This window comes from Streptomyces sp. DH10, assembly GCF_029813805.1.
Taxonomy (GTDB): Bacteria; Actinomycetota; Actinomycetes; order Streptomycetales; family Streptomycetaceae; genus Streptomyces; species Streptomyces coeruleofuscus.
In genome coordinates, this window is record NZ_JARVKU010000039.1 from 33,628 (window position 1) to 49,467 (window position 15,840).

Below are 15,840 nucleotides of genomic sequence, written 5' to 3' on the forward strand. Positions count from 1 at the left end.
GGGGCAGGCGAAATTCGGTGGGGCGCCTGACCCCGCCCCCGTACGCTCGCGGCATGCCACCACCCCACGGATTCGCTTACGAGCAGCACGCCGGCGGAACCGTCCGCATCACCCACCACGGCCGCCCCGCCACCACGCTGAACGGCCCCCGGGCCGAGCAGTTCATCGCCGAGGTCGAGGCCTCCGACCCCCAGCTCGTCATGGCCCGCTGGACCGGGAACTACAAGCGGGGCAACGAACGCACGGCCCGCGACCATCCCCGCAACCGCCGCTGACCCGATTGGCCGCAGGGTAAGGGAACGGCAAAACCGCCTCGATCGTTCACCCGGCATGACAGCTATGACCCCCGGCTCGAACATCCCCCTGTCCGCCGCCCGCGTGACGGTTGACGTCGCCGCCCCGGTGCGGCTCGACGTATCGGGCCTGCTGCTCACCGCCGACGGCAAGGTGCGCTCCGACGACGACTTCATCTTCTACAACCAGCCGTCCGGCCCGGGCGTGACCTACCGCTCGGGCGGCGGCACCGCGCCCGACGCGATCATTGTCGACACCTCGGCCCTCCCCCCGGGCATCGAAAAGATCGTCGTCACGGCGAGCCCGGACGCCGCGGGCCAGACCTTCCGGGGCATCGAACCGACGGCCACGATCCGCAACGCGGACGACAGCTCCGTCCTGGCCTCGTTCACGCCCCCGCAGCTCGGTGACGAGACGGCCCTGGTGATCGTGGAGATCTACCTGCGCAACGGCCAGTGGAAGGCCCGAGCCGTCGGCCAGGGATACGCCAACGGCCTCGCGGGCATCGCCACGGACTTCGGTGTCTCGGTGGAGGAGCCGGCCGCCCCGGCCCAGCAGCCGGTGACCCCGCCGCCGGCCCCGGCGCAGGCGCCGGTGGCTCCGCCGGCCCCGCCCGTCACCACACCCGCGGCGCCTCCGGCTCCGGCCGCGCCCCCGCCGCCCGCGCCGGGCGCCGGGAAGATCAACCTCGACAAGGGCCGCGTCAGCCTCCAGAAGAACCAGACCGTCTCCCTGATCAAGGGCGGCCGCCCCCTGCTCTCCTCGGTCAAGATGGGCCTCGGCTGGGAGCCGGCGTACCGCGGCAAGGACATCGACCTGGACGCCTCGGTCATCGCCTACGGGCCGCAGCGCAACCACGTCGACAGCTGCTACTTCGGCAAGCTCCAGATCGTGGGCGGCGCGATCCGGCACTCCGGCGACAACCTCACGGGCGAGGGCGGCGGCGACGACGAGGTCATCACGGTCGACCTCGGCCGACTGCCCCAGGAGGTCACCGGCCTGGTCTTCACGGTCAACTCCTTCTCCGGCCAGAAGTTCACCGAGGTCGCCAAGGCCTACTGCCGCCTCCTGGACGGCGCGACCGGCGAGGAACTGGTCCGCTTCGACCTCACCAGCGCCGAGCCGCAGACCGGCGTGATGATGGCCAAGCTGATCCGCCAGTTCTCCGGTGAGTGGGAGATGACGGCGATCGGCGACTTCGTGAAGTCCCGCACGGTCAGGGGGATGGTGAAGCCGGCGGCTCAGTCGCTCTAGGTGTGCTGTCCCGGGACAGCACAGTTAGGGGGCCGGCTGCTGGGTGTGCACCCTGCCGAGGAAGTCCCGCACCAGGGCCACGACTTCCTCCAGGTGCGTCTCCAGCAGCCAGTGCCCGCCGTCGAGCAGGTGCAGCTCGGCCTCCGGCAGGTCACGCAGGTAGGCGCGGGCGGCGCCCTCCGGCATGTAGCCGTCCTGGGGCCCCCAGGCGATCAGCGTCGGGGGCCGGTGCTTGCGCAGGTACTCCTGGTACCTGGGGAGCCAGTCGAGGTTCTCCCTGAGGCCCTCCATGAGGCCGACCATGATCTCGCGGCGCCGCGGAGAGGACAGCAGCGGCCAGGACAGCTTCCACAGATCGGGGCTGATCTTCTCGACGAGCCGGTCGTCGACCTCGCCGACGAACTCCTCGCGCAGCCCCTCCTCCGTCACGGCCTCCCACAGGCGCGCCCGCCCTTCGGGCGTCGGGTTCGCCCAGTACTCCTTGAGCGCCCCGTACTTCGGGCCGAGTTCGTCCTCGTAGATGTCGCCGTTCTGGACGATGAGGGCCGCCACGCGCTCCGGGGCGCGCATCGCCAGCCGCAGCCCGATCTGTGACCCGTAGTCGTGCAGGTAGAGGGCGTACCGCCGGAGCTCCAGCGTGTCGGTGAACCGCTGGAGGAAGTCGGCATACCCGTCGAAGGTGTACGAGAAGCCCCCCGGGTCCGGGGTGTCGCTGTAGCCGAAACCCGGGAAGTCGGGTGCGACGAGCCGCCACCGGTCGGCGAGGGCAGGCAGGAAGGCCCGGTACTGGAACGAGGATGACGGGTATCCGTGCGGGAGCAGAACGACGGGGGCGTCGGGGTAACCTGCCTCGCGGTAGAAGACGCGCGTCCCGTCGATGTCGGCGTACCGGTGTGCTGTCCTGTGGTTCGGGGCGTCGATACTTCTCGCCTCCTGGCTGGTCAGGCACGGAACCAGGCCGGAGTACCCCACGCCGTGACCGACGAAACGGGACGGCCCCGAGGTCTCAGGGCCGCAGCCCCTCCGTCAGCAACCCCAGGTACCGGCGGATGTGGTCGCTCTCGCCGTCGGCCAGTTCCGACGCCGTCGCCAGGCCGTGGACCAGGCGCAGGAGGTCGATCGGCTCGACGTCGTCCCGCAGTGTGCCCTCCTGGCGTGCCGCCCGGGCCAGCCGCGCGGCGGCGTTCCGCAGCGGATCGCCGCAAGCGGTGGCCACCTCCGACGTACCGTCCGTGACGGCCGGGCCCAGCAGCGCCTTCAGGCCGCGCACCTGCATCATCCCGGCGCCGAGTTCGTACAGCCACTCCACCAGCGCCTCGCCCGGCGGCAGTTCGGCCGCGAGTTCGCCGGCCCTGGCCGCGATCGCCTCGACGCGGTCGAGGTACGCGGCCTCCAGCAGCGCGTGCCGGGTCGGGAAATGGCGGTAGAGCGTGCCGGAGCCGACGCCGGCCCGCTTGGCGATGTCGTCGAGCGACGCGCCCTCCCCGTGCTCGGCGAAGGCCTCCACGGCCACCTTCAGCAACCGCTCGTAGTTACGCCGAGCATCCGCCCGCATGGGCCTGACCTGCGCCATGCAGCCACTCCTCACGAACCGGGGACTCAAGAACCGGAGACCCTCTCCGCACTCTATCGAGAACGGCCGGCGACCGGAGGTCACCCGCCTGCAGTCGTTCCAGGGGCCGGTCCGCCGGCTGACGGCCGGGCGGTCAGGCGGAGGAGCGGACCACCAGTTCGGGCACCACCCACGCGTCCGCGCCCCGCAGCGGCTCCTCGCCCGCGCGCAGCCGGGCCACCTGCTCCACGGCCAGCCGTCCCAGCTGCCGCTTGTCGATGTGCAGGGTGGTCAGGGCGGGGTCCACCAGTTCGCCCAGGGAGAGGCCGTCGAAGCCCAGCACCGCCAGATCGTCGGGAACACTCCGGCCGTGACGGTGGGCGGTGCGCATCGCCCCGACCGCGATCAGGTCGTTGAAGCCGAAGACCGCGGTGATCTCGGGCCGCGCCGCCAGGAGCCGTTCCATCCCGGCCTCGCCGCCGGCCACGCTGTGCTCCGGGCACACCATGATCCAGTCCTCGTCGACCGGCAGTCCGAGGCGCCGCACCTGCTCCAGGAAGGCCACCCTGCGGGGGCCGGGGCCGTGCACGCCGTCCAGCATGCCGATCCTGCGGTGTCCCGCGCGGAGCAGGTGGTTCAGGCCCTGCTCGACTCCGGTGGCGGCGTCGATGCCCACGGCGGCGAACCGGGTCTGCTGCGGGCCGCGCTCCAGAAGCACCAGCGGCACGCCGCCGAGGTGCCGGGTGAGGACGTCGTCCGGGTCCTTGAAGTAGCCCACGACCGCGTCCGCCTGGTGGGAGAGCACGTCGAGCGCCTGCCGCTCCCTGGCCTCGTCGATCCGGGAGTCCCACACGACCACCTGCCAGCCGCGCTGCTCGGCCGCCTCCAGCACCCCGGCGGCGACCTCGGGGAAGAACGGGTTGCGCAGGTCCGGGATGACCAGGCCCGCCGTCACCGCGCCCTTCTGGACGAGTCCGCGCGCGAACCGGCTGGGCCGGTAGTCCAGGAGCCGGGCCGCCTCCAGGACCCGCTCCTTGGTGGACGGGTCGATCTCGCCCTTGTCGTTGACCGCCCGGGAGACCGTCTGCCGTGACACCCCGGCCAGTCGTGCGACGTCGTGGATCGTGGCCCGGCGCCGGGCACCGTCGGGCCGCTCGGCACCCGGCTCCGCGCGCTGATCGTCGGTCCACATGCTGAGCACTTTATCCGGCTGGGGACCCCGCCCGGCAGGGGCGGCCGCGCGGGCCCCTTCAGGGGGTTTCTGACGAATCTCCGCGACGCCGCGGAGATCCATCAGAAGCACTCTGGTCGTCGAGCTCGGTGAAGAGCGTCAGCTGGAGGGCGCCCGGGGCTTCGAGGCGGGAGTTCAGGGAGTTCCAGGGGGTGCGCGTGGGCTCGGCGACCACCTCGGCTCCGGCGGCGGCCAGCTTCGCCGTGACGGCGACGGAGTCGTCCACCTGGAAGGCGACCCGGACGTGCCCGGCCACCCGCCGCCCCACCTCGACCTCGTCGATGAAGGCGGCGTGGTTCGGGTCGGTCAGCTCCAGGGTGGCCCGCCCGGCCTCCAGGATCGTGACCCGCCCGTCCTCCGACGCGAACGCGCCCTGTTCGGTCAGGCCGAGCACGTCCCGGTAGAAGTGCAGCGCCGCCTCGTAATCCTCCGCGGTCACGACCAGGCGGAGTTCTCGTACGGCCGGTTCGTCGGGCATGGGGGGGCTCCTTCGAGGTTCGGATGACCCCGACAACCCACGCGCCGGCCGGTTGATTCCTGGCCCGGACACGGCCAGGCGTCGTCAGAACAGCGCGCTGTACGCGTTCAGCGCCGGCTGTCCGCCCAGGTGGGCGTAGAGGACCGTGGAGTCGCGGCCGATCTCGCCCCGTGAGACCAGGTCGATCATCCCGGCCATGGACTTCCCCTCGTAGACGGGGTCGGTGACCATACCCTCCGTCCGGGCCGCGAGCCGCATCGCCGCCAGGGTGGACTCGTCGGGGATGCCGTACGTGCCCGCGTGGTACCGCTCGTCGAGTTCGACGTCGGACTCGGTCAACTCGCGCTCGAGCCCGATGAGCTGCCCGGTGTTGTGCGCGATCCGGGCGATCTGGCCACGGGTCGGGGCGGGTTTCGCCGAGGCGTCGATGCCGAGCACGCGCCGGGGCCGCCCGCCCGCCTCCTCCAGCGCGGCGAACCCGGCGACCATGCCGGCCTGGGTGGAGCCGGTCACCGAGCACACGACCACGGTGTCGAAGAAGACGCCCAGCTCACGCTCCTGCTCGGCGACCTCGTACGCCCACCCCGCGAAGCCGAGGCCGCCGAGCGGATGGTCGGAGGCGCCGGCCGGGATGGCGTACGGCTTGCCGCCCCCCTCCTCGACCTCCCTGAGCGCCTGCTCCCAGCTCTCCTTGAACCCGATCCCGAACCCGGCCTTCACCAGCCGTACGTCGGCCCCGGCGAGGCGGCTGAGCAGGATGTTGCCGACCTTGTCGTACACGGCGTCCGGCCACTCCACCCAGCTCTCCTGCACCAGCACGCACTTGAGCCCGGCCCGGGCGGCCACCGCCGCGACCTGCCGGGTGTGGTTGGACTGCACCCCGCCGATCGACACGAGCGTGTCGCAGCCCTTCGCGAGCGCGTCGGCGACCAGGTACTCCAGCTTGCGGGTCTTGTTCCCGCCGTAGGCGACACCGGAGTTGCAGTCCTCGCGCTTGGCCCACAGGGCCGCGCCACCGAGGTGTTCGGTGAGCCGCTCCAGGGGGTGCACGGGTGAGGGCCCGAAGAGCAGGGGGTAACGGGCATACGAGGAAAGGGACATGGGTCCTCCCGGGGACGGGATGGGTATCGGTCCGGTCTCAGTCGGCGAGCTCTTCGAGCCCTCGCCAGATCTCCGCCGTGACGCGGACCGCCTCGGCCACGTCACCGGCCGCGCAGGCCTCGATCAGCCGTTCGTGCAGTCCGGCCGAGCGGCAGCTGCCGCCCTCGCCGAAGCGCTGCCGCTCCAAGCGGCGGATGAGCGGGGTGTAGCGGGCGACGGTCGCTGCGGCGGCGCGGTTGCCGCTCACCCGGACGAGAACCTCGTGCAGCGCGTCGTCGGCGCGCAAGGCTCCGTCCACGTCTCCGGTGCCGACGGCAGCGGCGAACCGCTGGTTGGCGGCGCGCATCGCCTCGATGTCGGCGGCACCCAGCCGGGGCACGGCGACCCGCGTCACGAGCTCGTGCATGGCGCCGACCACGGCGGCGGCGTCCCTGACGTCGGAGGCCACGAGCGGGGTCACCCGGGTGTAGCTCTGCGGCTTGCTCTCCAGCAGCCCCTCGTCCACGAGCCGGGAGAACGCCTCGCGTACCGGCGCCCGGGACAGCCCCAGCCGCTCCGCGAGCTCGGCGTCCCGCACCACCGCGCCGGGTTCGATCTCCCCGGCCACGATGGCGTCCCGGATCGCCTCGTACGCCCGGTCCCTGAGCAGGGTCCGGGGCACGGGCCGGATGGCCTCCATGAACTGAAATGTTAGATGTCAATTTCAGTGAGAACAAGGGCCGGGACAAGATCGTGGCCCGCACTCCCCTCGCGGTGCGGGCCACGGTCCGTCAGGCCGCCCAGGGCCAGTCGGCGTCCCGGGCGGCCTCGATCAGCGGAACCATCCGGAAAGCCGTGTCCGTCAGGCCTCCGAAGGTGTGCCGGTTCCGGGTCCCCGACGGGCCGTGGCCCGCGCGGTATCCGGCGAGGTTCCAGGTGTAGACCGGCACGTCGGCCGGGACCTGCTCGGTCGGGTCACCCCGGTGGTGGTGCGTGTACTGCTCGTCGGTGACGATCAGCACCCGGTCGTGCTTCCGGTAGTGCCGGCGCACCGCCTCGGTGGTGTCGGTGCCGCCCAGGTCGCCGAAGCGGTCGAGGATCTTCAGCACCGACTCGCCCTTGCGGAACTTCACGCGGCCGCTCGTCGAGCCGAACTCGACCAGGTCCGCGCGCTCCGCCCGCAGCGCGAGCGCCGTGCCGAAGATCGCGGCGGCGTCGGCGCGGTTGAGCTCCGAGCGGTCGGACAGCCGCGACCAGAACATCGAGCCCGAGCGGTCCACGAGCACCAGCGTCCGGCCGGGCAGCGCGGGCACGTTGGCCAGCGAGTGGCCGAGCGCCCGCTCCAGGGCGTACGACCAGCGCAGCGACGGCGCGTGCTGGTAGGCGGCGAGGTACCGGAAGGGGAACTGACGCGAGCGCGCGACCTCCGCCGGGTCGCCGATCCGCGCGGCGACCCGCTCGGCGACCTCGTCGGACACCCCGGCCTCGTCGAAGTTCCGCAGGTTGCGCACGAGCGCCATGGTGCCCATGGACGGGATGACGGCCTCCCAGGCCGCCTTGTCCATCGGCCCCTGGAGCCAGCCCGCCAGCGTCTCCCACGTCATCCCGGCCCCGGCCAGCCGCTCTGCACCGCCCTCGGCGGTCACGACCGAGCGCCGCTCCGCCACCGGCAGCGCCATCAGCTCGCGGTGGGCGGTGAGGACGCGGTCCGACGCGGGCGGCACCGCGGTGTCGGGGTGGTGCCGCCGGTCGAGGGCGTACCGGAACAGCTCGCCCTGCCAGGGCTTGTCCGGGTCCGGGGCGGCGTGCACGAGGTTGAGGACATCGCCGAAGCGGTAGCCCTTGGAGGCGGTGTCGTACTTCAGCAGCGCCTTGCCGTGGTAGAGCCGGCGTACGGCGTCGGCGATGCCGCGCTTGACCGGCTTGGGCACGTTGCGGCCGTACATCGCCGTCCAGTAGGCGAGCAGTTCGCCGGGCTCGTCGGGCCGCTGGAGCACGGAGGCGACGACCTGCCGGCCCGTCGGGCCGCCGGTCGCGCCCGCGTCCAGGCGGGCCTTGACGTACTCGGCGGCGCCGACGACGGAGGCCGTACGCAGGTTGCCCTCGCCGCGCAGCCAGCCGAGCAGGCCGGCCGTCCACGCCGGGTCGGTGACGGCGAGTTCGCGCACGAGCTTCGCGAAGCGGTCGTCGCGGTCGGCGCCGGTCTCGTAGAAGGTCTGCTGCGAAACGAAGTTGGACACGGCCAGCAGGAAGAGCTCGGAGCGTGCGTCACGCTCGCGGCCCCGGCCGCCCTCGTACGTGCGCAGCACTCGCCCGGTGGAGGTCACACGGGAGACGGGACGTGCACGGGCTGCCTTGGAATTGAATCGCGCCATGGTGAATTCCCCCGAATTCGTTCGTGTTTCGGGAGAGACGCTGCATGCAGGAAAAGAGGTGGGTGCCCGAGGACAGAAGTCGGCGACGGACTAATTCAGATGCTCTACCCACTTGAGCTACAGCGACCCGAAGTCGCTGACGGGACTCGAACCCGCAACCCTCTGATCCCAGGAAGTAACCGTTGCCTTCGCACCGGGCACCCACCACATGCTGCGCCTCCCGAGATCAAGTCGGCGGCGGCGTCGGATTCTTTGGAAGAGAAGTAGCCGCTGCCATCGCACCGGGAGGTGCGTGACGTTGTGATCTCACTGTAGGAGGCGCAGCGCAGGCACTGCGAACGAATTAATTACCGCTTCTGCCGCTTCCAGGGGCCGGTGATGGCGAGCAGGATGCCCGGGTCCTGGATGCTGGCGTAAAGGGTCTTGCCGTCGGGCGAGAAGGTGACACCGGCGAACTCGCTGTACTCCGGCTCCTCTTCGGTGCCGACGTTCAGGTCGTTGCGGGCGATCGGGTACGTGCGGCCGCTCTCGGTGGCGCCGAAGAGGTGCGAGACGCCCTCGCCGTCCTCGGCCAGGACGATGCCGCCGTAAGGGGAGACGGTGATGTTGTCCGGACCGTCGAAGGCGCCGTCCTCGGACGGGGCGGGGTTCACACCGAGCAGCACCTTCAGTGTCAGCGTGCGGCGCTTGGGGTCGTAGAACCAGACCTGGCCGTCGTGCTGGAGGGGGCTCTCCTCACGGGCGTAGGAGGAGACGATGTAGGCGCCCCCGTCGCCCCACCACATGCCCTCGAGCTTGCGGGCGCGGGTGACCTCGTCGGCGGCGAACTGCTTGCGCACGGGGGTCGTACGGGCGTCGCGGTCGGGCACGTCCACCCAGTCGACGCCGTAGACGGTGCCGGTCTTCGTGGCGCGGGACAGGTCGTCGACGAACTTCCCGCCGGAGTCGAAGCACTTGGGCGCCTGGAGGACACCGGCGTCGTCGGCCAGCTCGCGGAACTTGCCGGGGCCGTACGCGAAGCCCTCGGGCGGGGTCCAGCGGTAGAAGAGGCCGTTGGGCTCGTCGTCGTCCTCGGTGAGGTAGGCGTGGCCGCGCCTGGGGTCGATGACGACGGCCTCGTGGTCGTAGCGGCCGAAGAACTTCAGCGGCTTGGGGCCACGGTTGGCGCGCCGGTCGGAGGGGTCGACCTCGAACACGTAGCCGTGGTCCTTGGTCATGCCGTTGACGCCGGCCCTGTCGGAGTTCTCCTCGCAGGTGAGCCAGGTGCCCCACGGCGTACTGCCACCGGCGCAGTTGGTGGAGGTGCCCGCGATGCCGACCCACTCCGCGACCCGTCCGTCGGGGCGTATCTCGACGACCGTGCAACCACCGGCGGCGGCCGGGTCGTAGACGAGGCCCTCGGTGAGCGGCACCGGGTACTTCCAGTTGGCGCGCGGGCCCTTCAGCTCGTGGTTGTTGACGAGCAGGGTGGTGCCGCGGGGGCCGTCGAAGGTGGCGGTGCCGTCGTGGTTGGACGGCGTGAACTCACCGGACTCCAGCTTCGTCCTACCGCTGTAGGTGATGATCCGGTACGAGAAGCCGGCGGGCAGGGCGAGGATGCCCTCGGGGTCGGGGACGAGCGGCCCGTAGCCGACCGGGTGCCGGGCGTCCGCCGCGCCCTCCGCACTGTCGGTGTCGTAGGACGCGAGGGCGTTGGGCGCGGTGGCGAGGGCGCCGACGCTGCCCGCCAGCGCGACACCGGCACCGGTGATCGCGGAGGTTCTGGCGAAGTCCCTGCGGGTGAGCGACATGGGTGTCTCCTGTGACGGGGGGTATGCCGTGGAGGGTGGCGGACCTCGTTCGGCAACACCGTCCCGCTCATCCGTGAACAGGGGTTGAACAGCGCACCAAGGGGCGCGGGACTGTATCCATATGCGGCTCCGCCGCGTGGGCGCGACAAGCCACAACGCGCCCACACCCGCAATACGAACTCAGCCCCCCTGCTGCGACCGCGCCTTGAACGCAGCCTTCCGCGCTTCCTTCGCCACCTTCTTGTCCGGATGCAACCGCCCCATCGCCTCCAGCACATCAGCCGTAGCGGGGTGCTCAACCCGCCAGACGGCCTCGAAGAACCCACCGTGCTGCCGCGCGAGCCCTTCGACCAACGCCCGCAGCTCCTCGGAGTTCCCCTCGGCGGCCAGCTGCGCGGCCACCGTGTCGATGGTCAGCCAATACACCATCGCCTCGGACGGCGCAGGCACATCCGCCGCACCATGCTCGGTGAGCCAGACACGCGCGAGCCCGCCCAGCTCGGCATCGTCGAGCACCTCCCGCAAGGCGGGCTCGGCCGAGGCCCCGACCAGCGACAAGGCCTGCTGACACCGCAGTCGCCGCAGCGGCGCCCCGGCATCGGAACCCCGCGCCGCCGCCAGCAGCTCGCGGGCCGCGGCGAGCGACTCCCGCCGCTGAAGCCACTGCTCCGTCTCGGCCTGCGCAGCACCGGGCGGGAACGCCGCCGTGCCGTCGAGCAGCGCGTCGGCTCCCTTGTCCGCGAGGTCACCGACGGCCGGCGCATCGAACCCGGCTTCCAGCAGCCGGGCCCGCAGGCCGTAGAGCCCGAGCGGGGTGAGCCGGACCATGCCGTACCGGGAGACGTCGGTGTCGTCGACGGGCGCCGCGGGCTCCTCGTCGGCCTCGGCCATGAGCGCCTCGTCCACGGGCCGGTAGGCCACGAGTCCCACCGGCTCCAGCATCCGGAACTGGTCGTCCAGCCGCATCATCGCGTCGGACACCTGCTCCAGGACGTCGTTGGTCGGCTCGCCCATGTCGCTGGGCACGATCACCGAAGCGGCCAGCGCGGGCAGCGGTACCGGAGCGTCGGCGGGGGTGTCCTCGCCGGCGGTCAGCAGGTAGAGGTTGCCGAGCACGCCGTCGAGGAACTCGGCCTCGGCCTCCGGGTCCCAGTCGAGGGCGGAGAGGTCGACGTCGCCGTCCTCGGCCACGAGACCGTCCAGGTCGGGCACGCTCGCGTCGGCGAGCACCGCCTCCAGGGCCGCGAGCCACACCGTCAGCACGTCCTGCGGCGAACCGCCGGTGAGCACCGCCAGGTCCTCGCCCGCCGTGACGGTGCCCTCCTCCTCGTCGACGATCTCGACGAGACCGGTGTCCACCGCCACCCGCCACGCCTCACTGGCGTCGGCGGCGGCGTCGTCCCCGCTCAGTCCGAGCACCTCGGCGGCCGCGGGCAACTGCTCGTCGACGAGCCCGCCCCCGGCGTCGACCCGGGTCTCCGGCCCGGCCCAGCGGGCCAGCCGGGCGGCCCGGGACAGCAACGGCGTGGACAGCACGTCGCGCGCCAGCTCCGCTTCGGGGTGCAGCCGCACCGGCGGCAGGGGGGAGCTGTCTGACATCGGCTGTTTCTCCTAGCGGCGCCTCATACGACTCAGCCGCTCAGCCTAGACGGATTTACACCCATGCCGCCTGCTTCATGTCCCCGTCAGGTGCTGTACATGGCCGAAACCTTGACAAGTGGCCCGCGCAGGCTGGAGATTGACGCGCGTAGAAGTCGGCGGACACTTGTTCACCGGGCCGGCCCCACCAGACCCGCCAGTCCCCCGCTCTCTACGCGCGTCACGCCGCCCGCCCCACAGGTAGCGGCAGACAGTCCACGCACCACCCTCGTCCCGGCGCCCTGTCACGTCCCCGGAGGGAACCCCGTTGCCGAGCAAGTCGTCCGCGCGCCTCGCCGCGCTCACCGTCGCCGCCGCGTGCTCCGCGGCATCCACGATCGTCCTCACCACTCCCGCACACGCGGACTCGGTCCGCATCCACGACATCCAGGGCAACACCCGGATATCGCCGTTCGCCGGCAAGCAGGTCACGGACGTGACCGGAATCGTCACCGGCATCCGGACCTACGGCTCGTCCCGCGGGTTCTGGATCCAGGATCCGAACCCGGACGCCGACCCGGCGACCAGCGAAGGCGTCTTCGTCTTCACCAGCTCGACGCCGAAGGGGGTCGCCGTCGGTGACTCCGTCACGGTCGGCGGCACCGTCTCGGAGTACCCCGGCGGTACCGCCTCCGGCAACCAGTCCCTGACGGAGATCACCAAGCCGACGACCACGGTCGTCTCCAGCGGCAACCGGCTCCCCGCCGCCACGACGGTCGACGCGAGGTCGGTGCCCGCCGCCTACGCGCCGGCCGGCGACACCACGGCGAACGGCTCGGTCAACGCCCTGCCCCTCAAGCCCGCGAAGTACGCCCTGGACCACTACGAGGCGCTGGAGGGCATGACCGTCCGCGTCAGCGACACCCGCGTCGTGGGCGCCACCGACCCGTTCACCGAACTCTGGGTGACGGTGAAGCCGGACGAGAACCGCAGCCGCAACGGCGGCACGGTCTACGGCTCCTACGACGCCCAGAACACCGGCCGCCTCCAGATCCAGTCCCTCGGCGCGACGGCGGACTTCCCGAAGGCGAACGTCGGCGACACGCTCACCGGCACGACGGCGGGCCCGCTGGACTACAACCAGTTCGGCGGCTACACGCTGATCGCGAGCGAACTCGGCACGCTCAAGCCCGCGGGCCTGAAGCGCGAGACGACGCGCAAGCAGCGCTCCTCGGAACTCGCGGTCGCCACCTACAACGTCGAGAACCTCGACCCGACCGACGACACCTTCGCCGAGCACGCGTCCGCGATCGTGAACAACCTGAAGTCGCCGGACATCGTGTCCCTGGAGGAGATCCAGGACAACAACGGCGCGACGAACGACGGTACGGTCGCCGCCGACCGGACCATGGCCAAGCTGATCGACGCGATCGTCGCGGCCGGCGGCCCCACGTACGACTGGCGCTCGATCGACCCGGCCGACAAGGCCGACGGCGGCGAGCCCGGCGGCAACATCCGCCAGGCGTTCCTGTTCAACCCGGAGCGGGTCTCCTTCACGGACCGCGCGGGCGGCGACGCCACGACGGCGACCGACGTGACGAAGATCCGCGGCAAGGCGCACCTGACGCTCAGCCCCGGCCGGATCGCCCCCGCCGACGAGGCCTGGAAGAACAGCCGCAAGCCGCTGGCCGGCGAGTTCGTCTTCCGCGGCCGCACGGTCTTCGTGATCGCCAACCACTTCAACTCCAAGGGCGGCGACCAGGGCCTGACCTCCCAGTACCAGCCGCCGGCCCGCAGCTCCGAGACCCAGCGGCACCAGCAGGCCACGCTGGTGAACGCCTTCGTCAAGGACATCCTCGACACCCAGAAGAACGCGGACGTCATCGCCCTGGGCGACATCAACGACTTCGAGTTCTCCGGCACCACCAGGATCCTGGAGGGCCGGGGCGAACTCTGGTCGGCGATCAAGTCGCTGCCCAGGAGCGAGCGTTACTCGTACGTCTACCAGGGCAACAGCCAGGTCCTCGACCAGATCCTGATCAGCCCGTCGATCCGCCGCGACTGTGACTTCGAGTACGACAGCGTGCACGTCAACGCGGAGTTCAACGACCAGATCAGCGACCACGACCCGCAGGTCCTGCGCTTCCGGCCGTAACCCGTCGGCCGTGGGGCGGCTGGACCAGAGCGTCCAGCCGCCCCACGGCACCGCACTCACCCGGGAACGAGCCCCAGGGCATGCCGGTACCGGCTCCCGCTCGTCCCCTTCACCCCCGGGTAGGTCCGCACCCGCTGCCACATGTCGGTCCCGGGAGCCGCCAAGGCCTCGTCATAGGCCTGGTCGCTCTCCCACTCGGCGTAGTTCAGCACGTGCCCGCCATCGGCACTCAGATGGAAATGAGCGGAGATCAGCCCGGCGTGCCCTTCGGGGTCGTCAGCCAGGGCCTTGAGCACGAGATCGACCCACTCCTCCCGCCGCTCCCCGGCCCCCTCCTCGAAGTCGACCCGCACGGTGACGATCAGTCCCGCCTCCCGTACGTCGCCGACGGCCCGCTCGCGACGGCCGTACCGCCGGTACCGCGCGATCCCCACCCTCTCGATCCCCGGCACGGCGGTGTCGACCTCGTCGACCCGCTCCTGCCGATGAACTTTGACGAAGGCCTCGTACGCCTGCTCGCCGCTCCACTGCGAGTAGTGCATCAGCGTGGACCCGTCGTGCCCCACGTAGACGTGGTATCCCAGCAGATCACCGGTGGGCCACGGCCGCCGCTCCCACGTCTGTCCGATCGCCTCCACGGTCTGCCGTTGCCGCTCGGGTGTACCGACCCGCCAGGTGCTGAAGAAGGGAGCACCGGTTCGGGGATCGGTGAGGTCGGGGTGCTGTTCGGTTCGACGGCTCATTGAACACTCCAGTCGTAAGCGCCGGTTGCCTGCGCACCCCACCTTTCAACCTCGACCAAGCTTGAGGTCAAGGGAGGGGTGTCGGGCAGCCCGGCGCTTCCGGATGCTCAACGTCTGTGCTGGGGTGGGCGGGTGCGCGGTCCGGCGGAGCGGCGTACCGCTTCCCCAACCGCGCAGGCGCGAACGGCCCGCCTGGCGCATGCCGTCGGCGCACCCCGCTCAGCGGTACCAGCGCTGCCAGCGATGTCCGCGCGTCACCTGCTGCCGCCGCCGCACGACCTCGACAGCGACGACCGCGGCCCCCGCGGCCGCCCCGGCGACCAGCACCGGCTTCGGATGCCGCATCCCGGCCTGGACGACATCGCGCACCGGCCGCGGCCCCGCATGTGTCGCCTTGTCGTGCACCGTGTGCCCGGCCTGCGCGGCACTGCTCCGCAACTGCACCGTCATCGCCCCGGCCTTGTCCCGCAGATCGGCCGCCCGAGCCCGCGCACGCCCCTTCACGTCCGCCTTCCCCGCCAACTCCTCCACGGTGTTGCCGAGTTCACTACGGGTCCGCTCGATCTGCTGGCGCAGTTCATCGGGCCCCTTGGCCCCACCCGTCGCTTCCGTCATCGATGTGCCCTTTCCCTGATCTCCTCGACATCGGCCCTGACACTGCCGAGCGCCTCCTCAGGCGTGGGAGGCGCGGCCCGGCGCAGTTGGCTCCGGCCGGCAGCGGCCAGCACGGCCGCGATCACGAACAGCACCCCCGTCACGATGAGTGCCGCGGCCCAGACGGGCAGCACCAGCGAGAGGGCGGCGACACCCGTCCCGGCCAGCGCGAGCAGCCCGGCGTAAGCGACGGCACCGGCCGCACCGAGCAGCCCACCGCCACGCCCCGCACGCCGGCCCTTCTCGGCCAGCTCTTCCTTCGCAAGAGCGACTTCCTGCCGGACGAGCCGGGAGAGCTGCTCCGAGGCCTGTGAGACGAGCTCGCCCACGGAATGGCGCTCGTCGTGCACGGCCCGATGATCGATGGTCCCGGTCACGGTGTTCCGCCTCCTCTCGAAGTAGGAACCCCCGAGTACCCGGCCCTCCCCCCGCTACCCCTGCCTGACGTCCCGCCGCCCGACCCGGCTAGGGCGTGTCCGCAAAGTCCCGCCTGCCCCGCGACGCCCGGCACGCCCTCTCGCCGCACCGGGCGAACACCCACGTACAACCAGTACGCGGGCGTCCGCCCGGCACTCCCCCAGCCTCCGGCCGGGGGGACCCCCAGCCTCCGGCCGGGGGGACCCCCAGAGCACGCACCGGACGCCGCGAGGCCCGCC

General features: G+C 71.5%; 15 protein-coding genes. 3 read left to right on the forward strand and 12 right to left on the reverse strand.

Translation table 11 applies throughout. The annotated features are described in order from the left end of the window. Nucleotides 1–53: 53 nt before the first annotated feature. Together QC385_RS42010 and QC385_RS42015 are read left to right on the forward strand one after the other, a co-directional pair. Nucleotides 54–275 carry a hypothetical protein gene (locus QC385_RS42010; protein ID WP_279546682.1) on the forward strand — a complete coding sequence of 74 codons (222 nt, stop codon included), beginning with the start codon at nt 54–56 and terminating at the stop codon, nt 273–275. Between the two features lie 64 nt (nt 276–339). After that, nucleotides 340–1,548, forward strand: a complete 1,209-nt coding sequence (locus tag QC385_RS42015; protein ID WP_279546696.1) for a TerD family protein — start codon at nt 340–342, stop codon at nt 1,546–1,548. 24 nt (nt 1,549–1,572) lie between these two features. On the opposite strand, the gene QC385_RS42020 is transcribed toward QC385_RS42015, so the two are convergent. The 9 genes from QC385_RS42020 to QC385_RS42060 all read right to left on the reverse strand — a co-directional run bounded on the left by QC385_RS42020 (nt 1,573) and on the right by QC385_RS42060 (nt 11,653). After that, nucleotides 1,573–2,520, reverse strand: a complete 948-nt coding sequence (locus tag QC385_RS42020; protein ID WP_279546683.1) for an alpha/beta fold hydrolase — start codon at nt 2,518–2,520, stop codon at nt 1,573–1,575. Between the two features lie 34 nt (nt 2,521–2,554). Further along, complete coding sequence (locus tag QC385_RS42025) at nt 2,555–3,121, reverse strand: TetR/AcrR family transcriptional regulator (RefSeq protein ID WP_279546684.1); 567 nt, start codon at nt 3,119–3,121, stop codon at nt 2,555–2,557. A gap of 133 nt (nt 3,122–3,254) precedes the next feature. Then, nucleotides 3,255–4,292, reverse strand: coding sequence for a LacI family DNA-binding transcriptional regulator (locus tag QC385_RS42030; protein WP_279546685.1), 1,038 nt, complete (start codon nt 4,290–4,292; stop codon nt 3,255–3,257). 58 nt (nt 4,293–4,350) lie between these two features. Continuing rightward, complete coding sequence (locus QC385_RS42035) at nt 4,351–4,809, reverse strand: VOC family protein (protein WP_279546686.1); 459 nt, start codon at nt 4,807–4,809, stop codon at nt 4,351–4,353. An 84-nt stretch (nt 4,810–4,893) separates the two neighbouring features. Next, nucleotides 4,894–5,910: a 1-aminocyclopropane-1-carboxylate deaminase gene (locus QC385_RS42040; RefSeq protein ID WP_279546687.1), complete on the reverse strand. Its 1,017-nt coding sequence runs from the start codon at nt 5,908–5,910 to the stop codon at nt 4,894–4,896. Nucleotides 5,911–5,947: 37 nt separating this feature from the next. Continuing rightward, nucleotides 5,948–6,589 carry a GntR family transcriptional regulator gene (locus QC385_RS42045; RefSeq protein WP_279546688.1) on the reverse strand — a complete coding sequence of 214 codons (642 nt, stop codon included), beginning with the start codon at nt 6,587–6,589 and terminating at the stop codon, nt 5,948–5,950. A gap of 91 nt (nt 6,590–6,680) precedes the next feature. Beyond that, nucleotides 6,681–8,264, reverse strand: coding sequence for a TROVE domain-containing protein (locus QC385_RS42050; RefSeq protein ID WP_279546689.1), 1,584 nt, complete (start codon nt 8,262–8,264; stop codon nt 6,681–6,683). A gap of 347 nt (nt 8,265–8,611) precedes the next feature. Then, nucleotides 8,612–10,054: an alkaline phosphatase PhoX gene (locus QC385_RS42055; protein ID WP_279546690.1), complete on the reverse strand. Its 1,443-nt coding sequence runs from the start codon at nt 10,052–10,054 to the stop codon at nt 8,612–8,614. 180 nt (nt 10,055–10,234) lie between these two features. Next, nucleotides 10,235–11,653 (reverse strand): hypothetical protein, encoded by a 1,419-nt coding sequence (locus QC385_RS42060; RefSeq protein ID WP_279546691.1) that lies wholly within the window; start codon nt 11,651–11,653, stop codon nt 10,235–10,237. Nucleotides 11,654–11,960: 307 nt separating this feature from the next. Here QC385_RS42060 and QC385_RS42065 point away from each other — a divergent pair, with 307 nt between their 5' ends. Further along, nucleotides 11,961–13,787, forward strand: a complete 1,827-nt coding sequence (locus tag QC385_RS42065; RefSeq protein WP_279546692.1) for an endonuclease/exonuclease/phosphatase family protein — start codon at nt 11,961–11,963, stop codon at nt 13,785–13,787. A 56-nt stretch (nt 13,788–13,843) separates the two neighbouring features. Here the strand turns inward: QC385_RS42065 and QC385_RS42070 are convergent, their stop codons facing one another. From QC385_RS42070 to QC385_RS42080, 3 genes are all read right to left on the reverse strand, one after another. Beyond that, nucleotides 13,844–14,530: an antibiotic biosynthesis monooxygenase gene (locus QC385_RS42070; protein ID WP_279546693.1), complete on the reverse strand. Its 687-nt coding sequence runs from the start codon at nt 14,528–14,530 to the stop codon at nt 13,844–13,846. Between the two features lie 219 nt (nt 14,531–14,749). After that, nucleotides 14,750–15,145: a DUF3618 domain-containing protein gene (locus tag QC385_RS42075; RefSeq protein WP_279546694.1), complete on the reverse strand. Its 396-nt coding sequence runs from the start codon at nt 15,143–15,145 to the stop codon at nt 14,750–14,752. Further along, the gene (locus tag QC385_RS42080) at nt 15,142–15,561 is read right to left on the reverse strand and encodes a phage holin family protein (protein WP_279546695.1); all 420 of its coding nucleotides are present in this window, start codon (nt 15,559–15,561) and stop codon (nt 15,142–15,144) included. The genes QC385_RS42075 and QC385_RS42080 overlap by 4 nt, the downstream gene beginning before the upstream one ends. Nucleotides 15,562–15,840 lie beyond the last annotated feature (279 nt).

Bases quoted from the DNA above. Each gene is read 5' to 3' on its own strand.
- QC385_RS42070 (WP_279546693.1), bottom strand. From the start codon at position 14,530: ATGAGCCGTCGAACCGAACAGCACCCCGACCTCACCGATCCCCGAACC.
- QC385_RS42015 (WP_279546696.1), top strand. From the start codon at position 340: ATGACCCCCGGCTCGAACATCCCCCTGTCCGCCGCCCGCGTGACGGTT.
- QC385_RS42055 (WP_279546690.1), bottom strand. From the start codon at position 10,054: ATGTCGCTCACCCGCAGGGACTTCGCCAGAACCTCCGCGATCACCGGT.
- QC385_RS42060 (WP_279546691.1), bottom strand. From the start codon at position 11,653: ATGTCAGACAGCTCCCCCCTGCCGCCGGTGCGGCTGCACCCCGAAGCG.
- QC385_RS42040 (WP_279546687.1), bottom strand. From the start codon at position 5,910: ATGTCCCTTTCCTCGTATGCCCGTTACCCCCTGCTCTTCGGGCCCTCA.
- QC385_RS42035 (WP_279546686.1), bottom strand. From the start codon at position 4,809: ATGCCCGACGAACCGGCCGTACGAGAACTCCGCCTGGTCGTGACCGCG.
- QC385_RS42025 (WP_279546684.1), bottom strand. From the start codon at position 3,121: ATGGCGCAGGTCAGGCCCATGCGGGCGGATGCTCGGCGTAACTACGAG.
- QC385_RS42045 (WP_279546688.1), bottom strand. From the start codon at position 6,589: ATGGAGGCCATCCGGCCCGTGCCCCGGACCCTGCTCAGGGACCGGGCG.
- QC385_RS42050 (WP_279546689.1), bottom strand. From the start codon at position 8,264: ATGGCGCGATTCAATTCCAAGGCAGCCCGTGCACGTCCCGTCTCCCGT.
- QC385_RS42010 (WP_279546682.1), top strand. From the start codon at position 54: ATGCCACCACCCCACGGATTCGCTTACGAGCAGCACGCCGGCGGAACC.
- QC385_RS42030 (WP_279546685.1), bottom strand. From the start codon at position 4,292: ATGTGGACCGACGATCAGCGCGCGGAGCCGGGTGCCGAGCGGCCCGAC.
- QC385_RS42075 (WP_279546694.1), bottom strand. From the start codon at position 15,145: ATGACGGAAGCGACGGGTGGGGCCAAGGGGCCCGATGAACTGCGCCAG.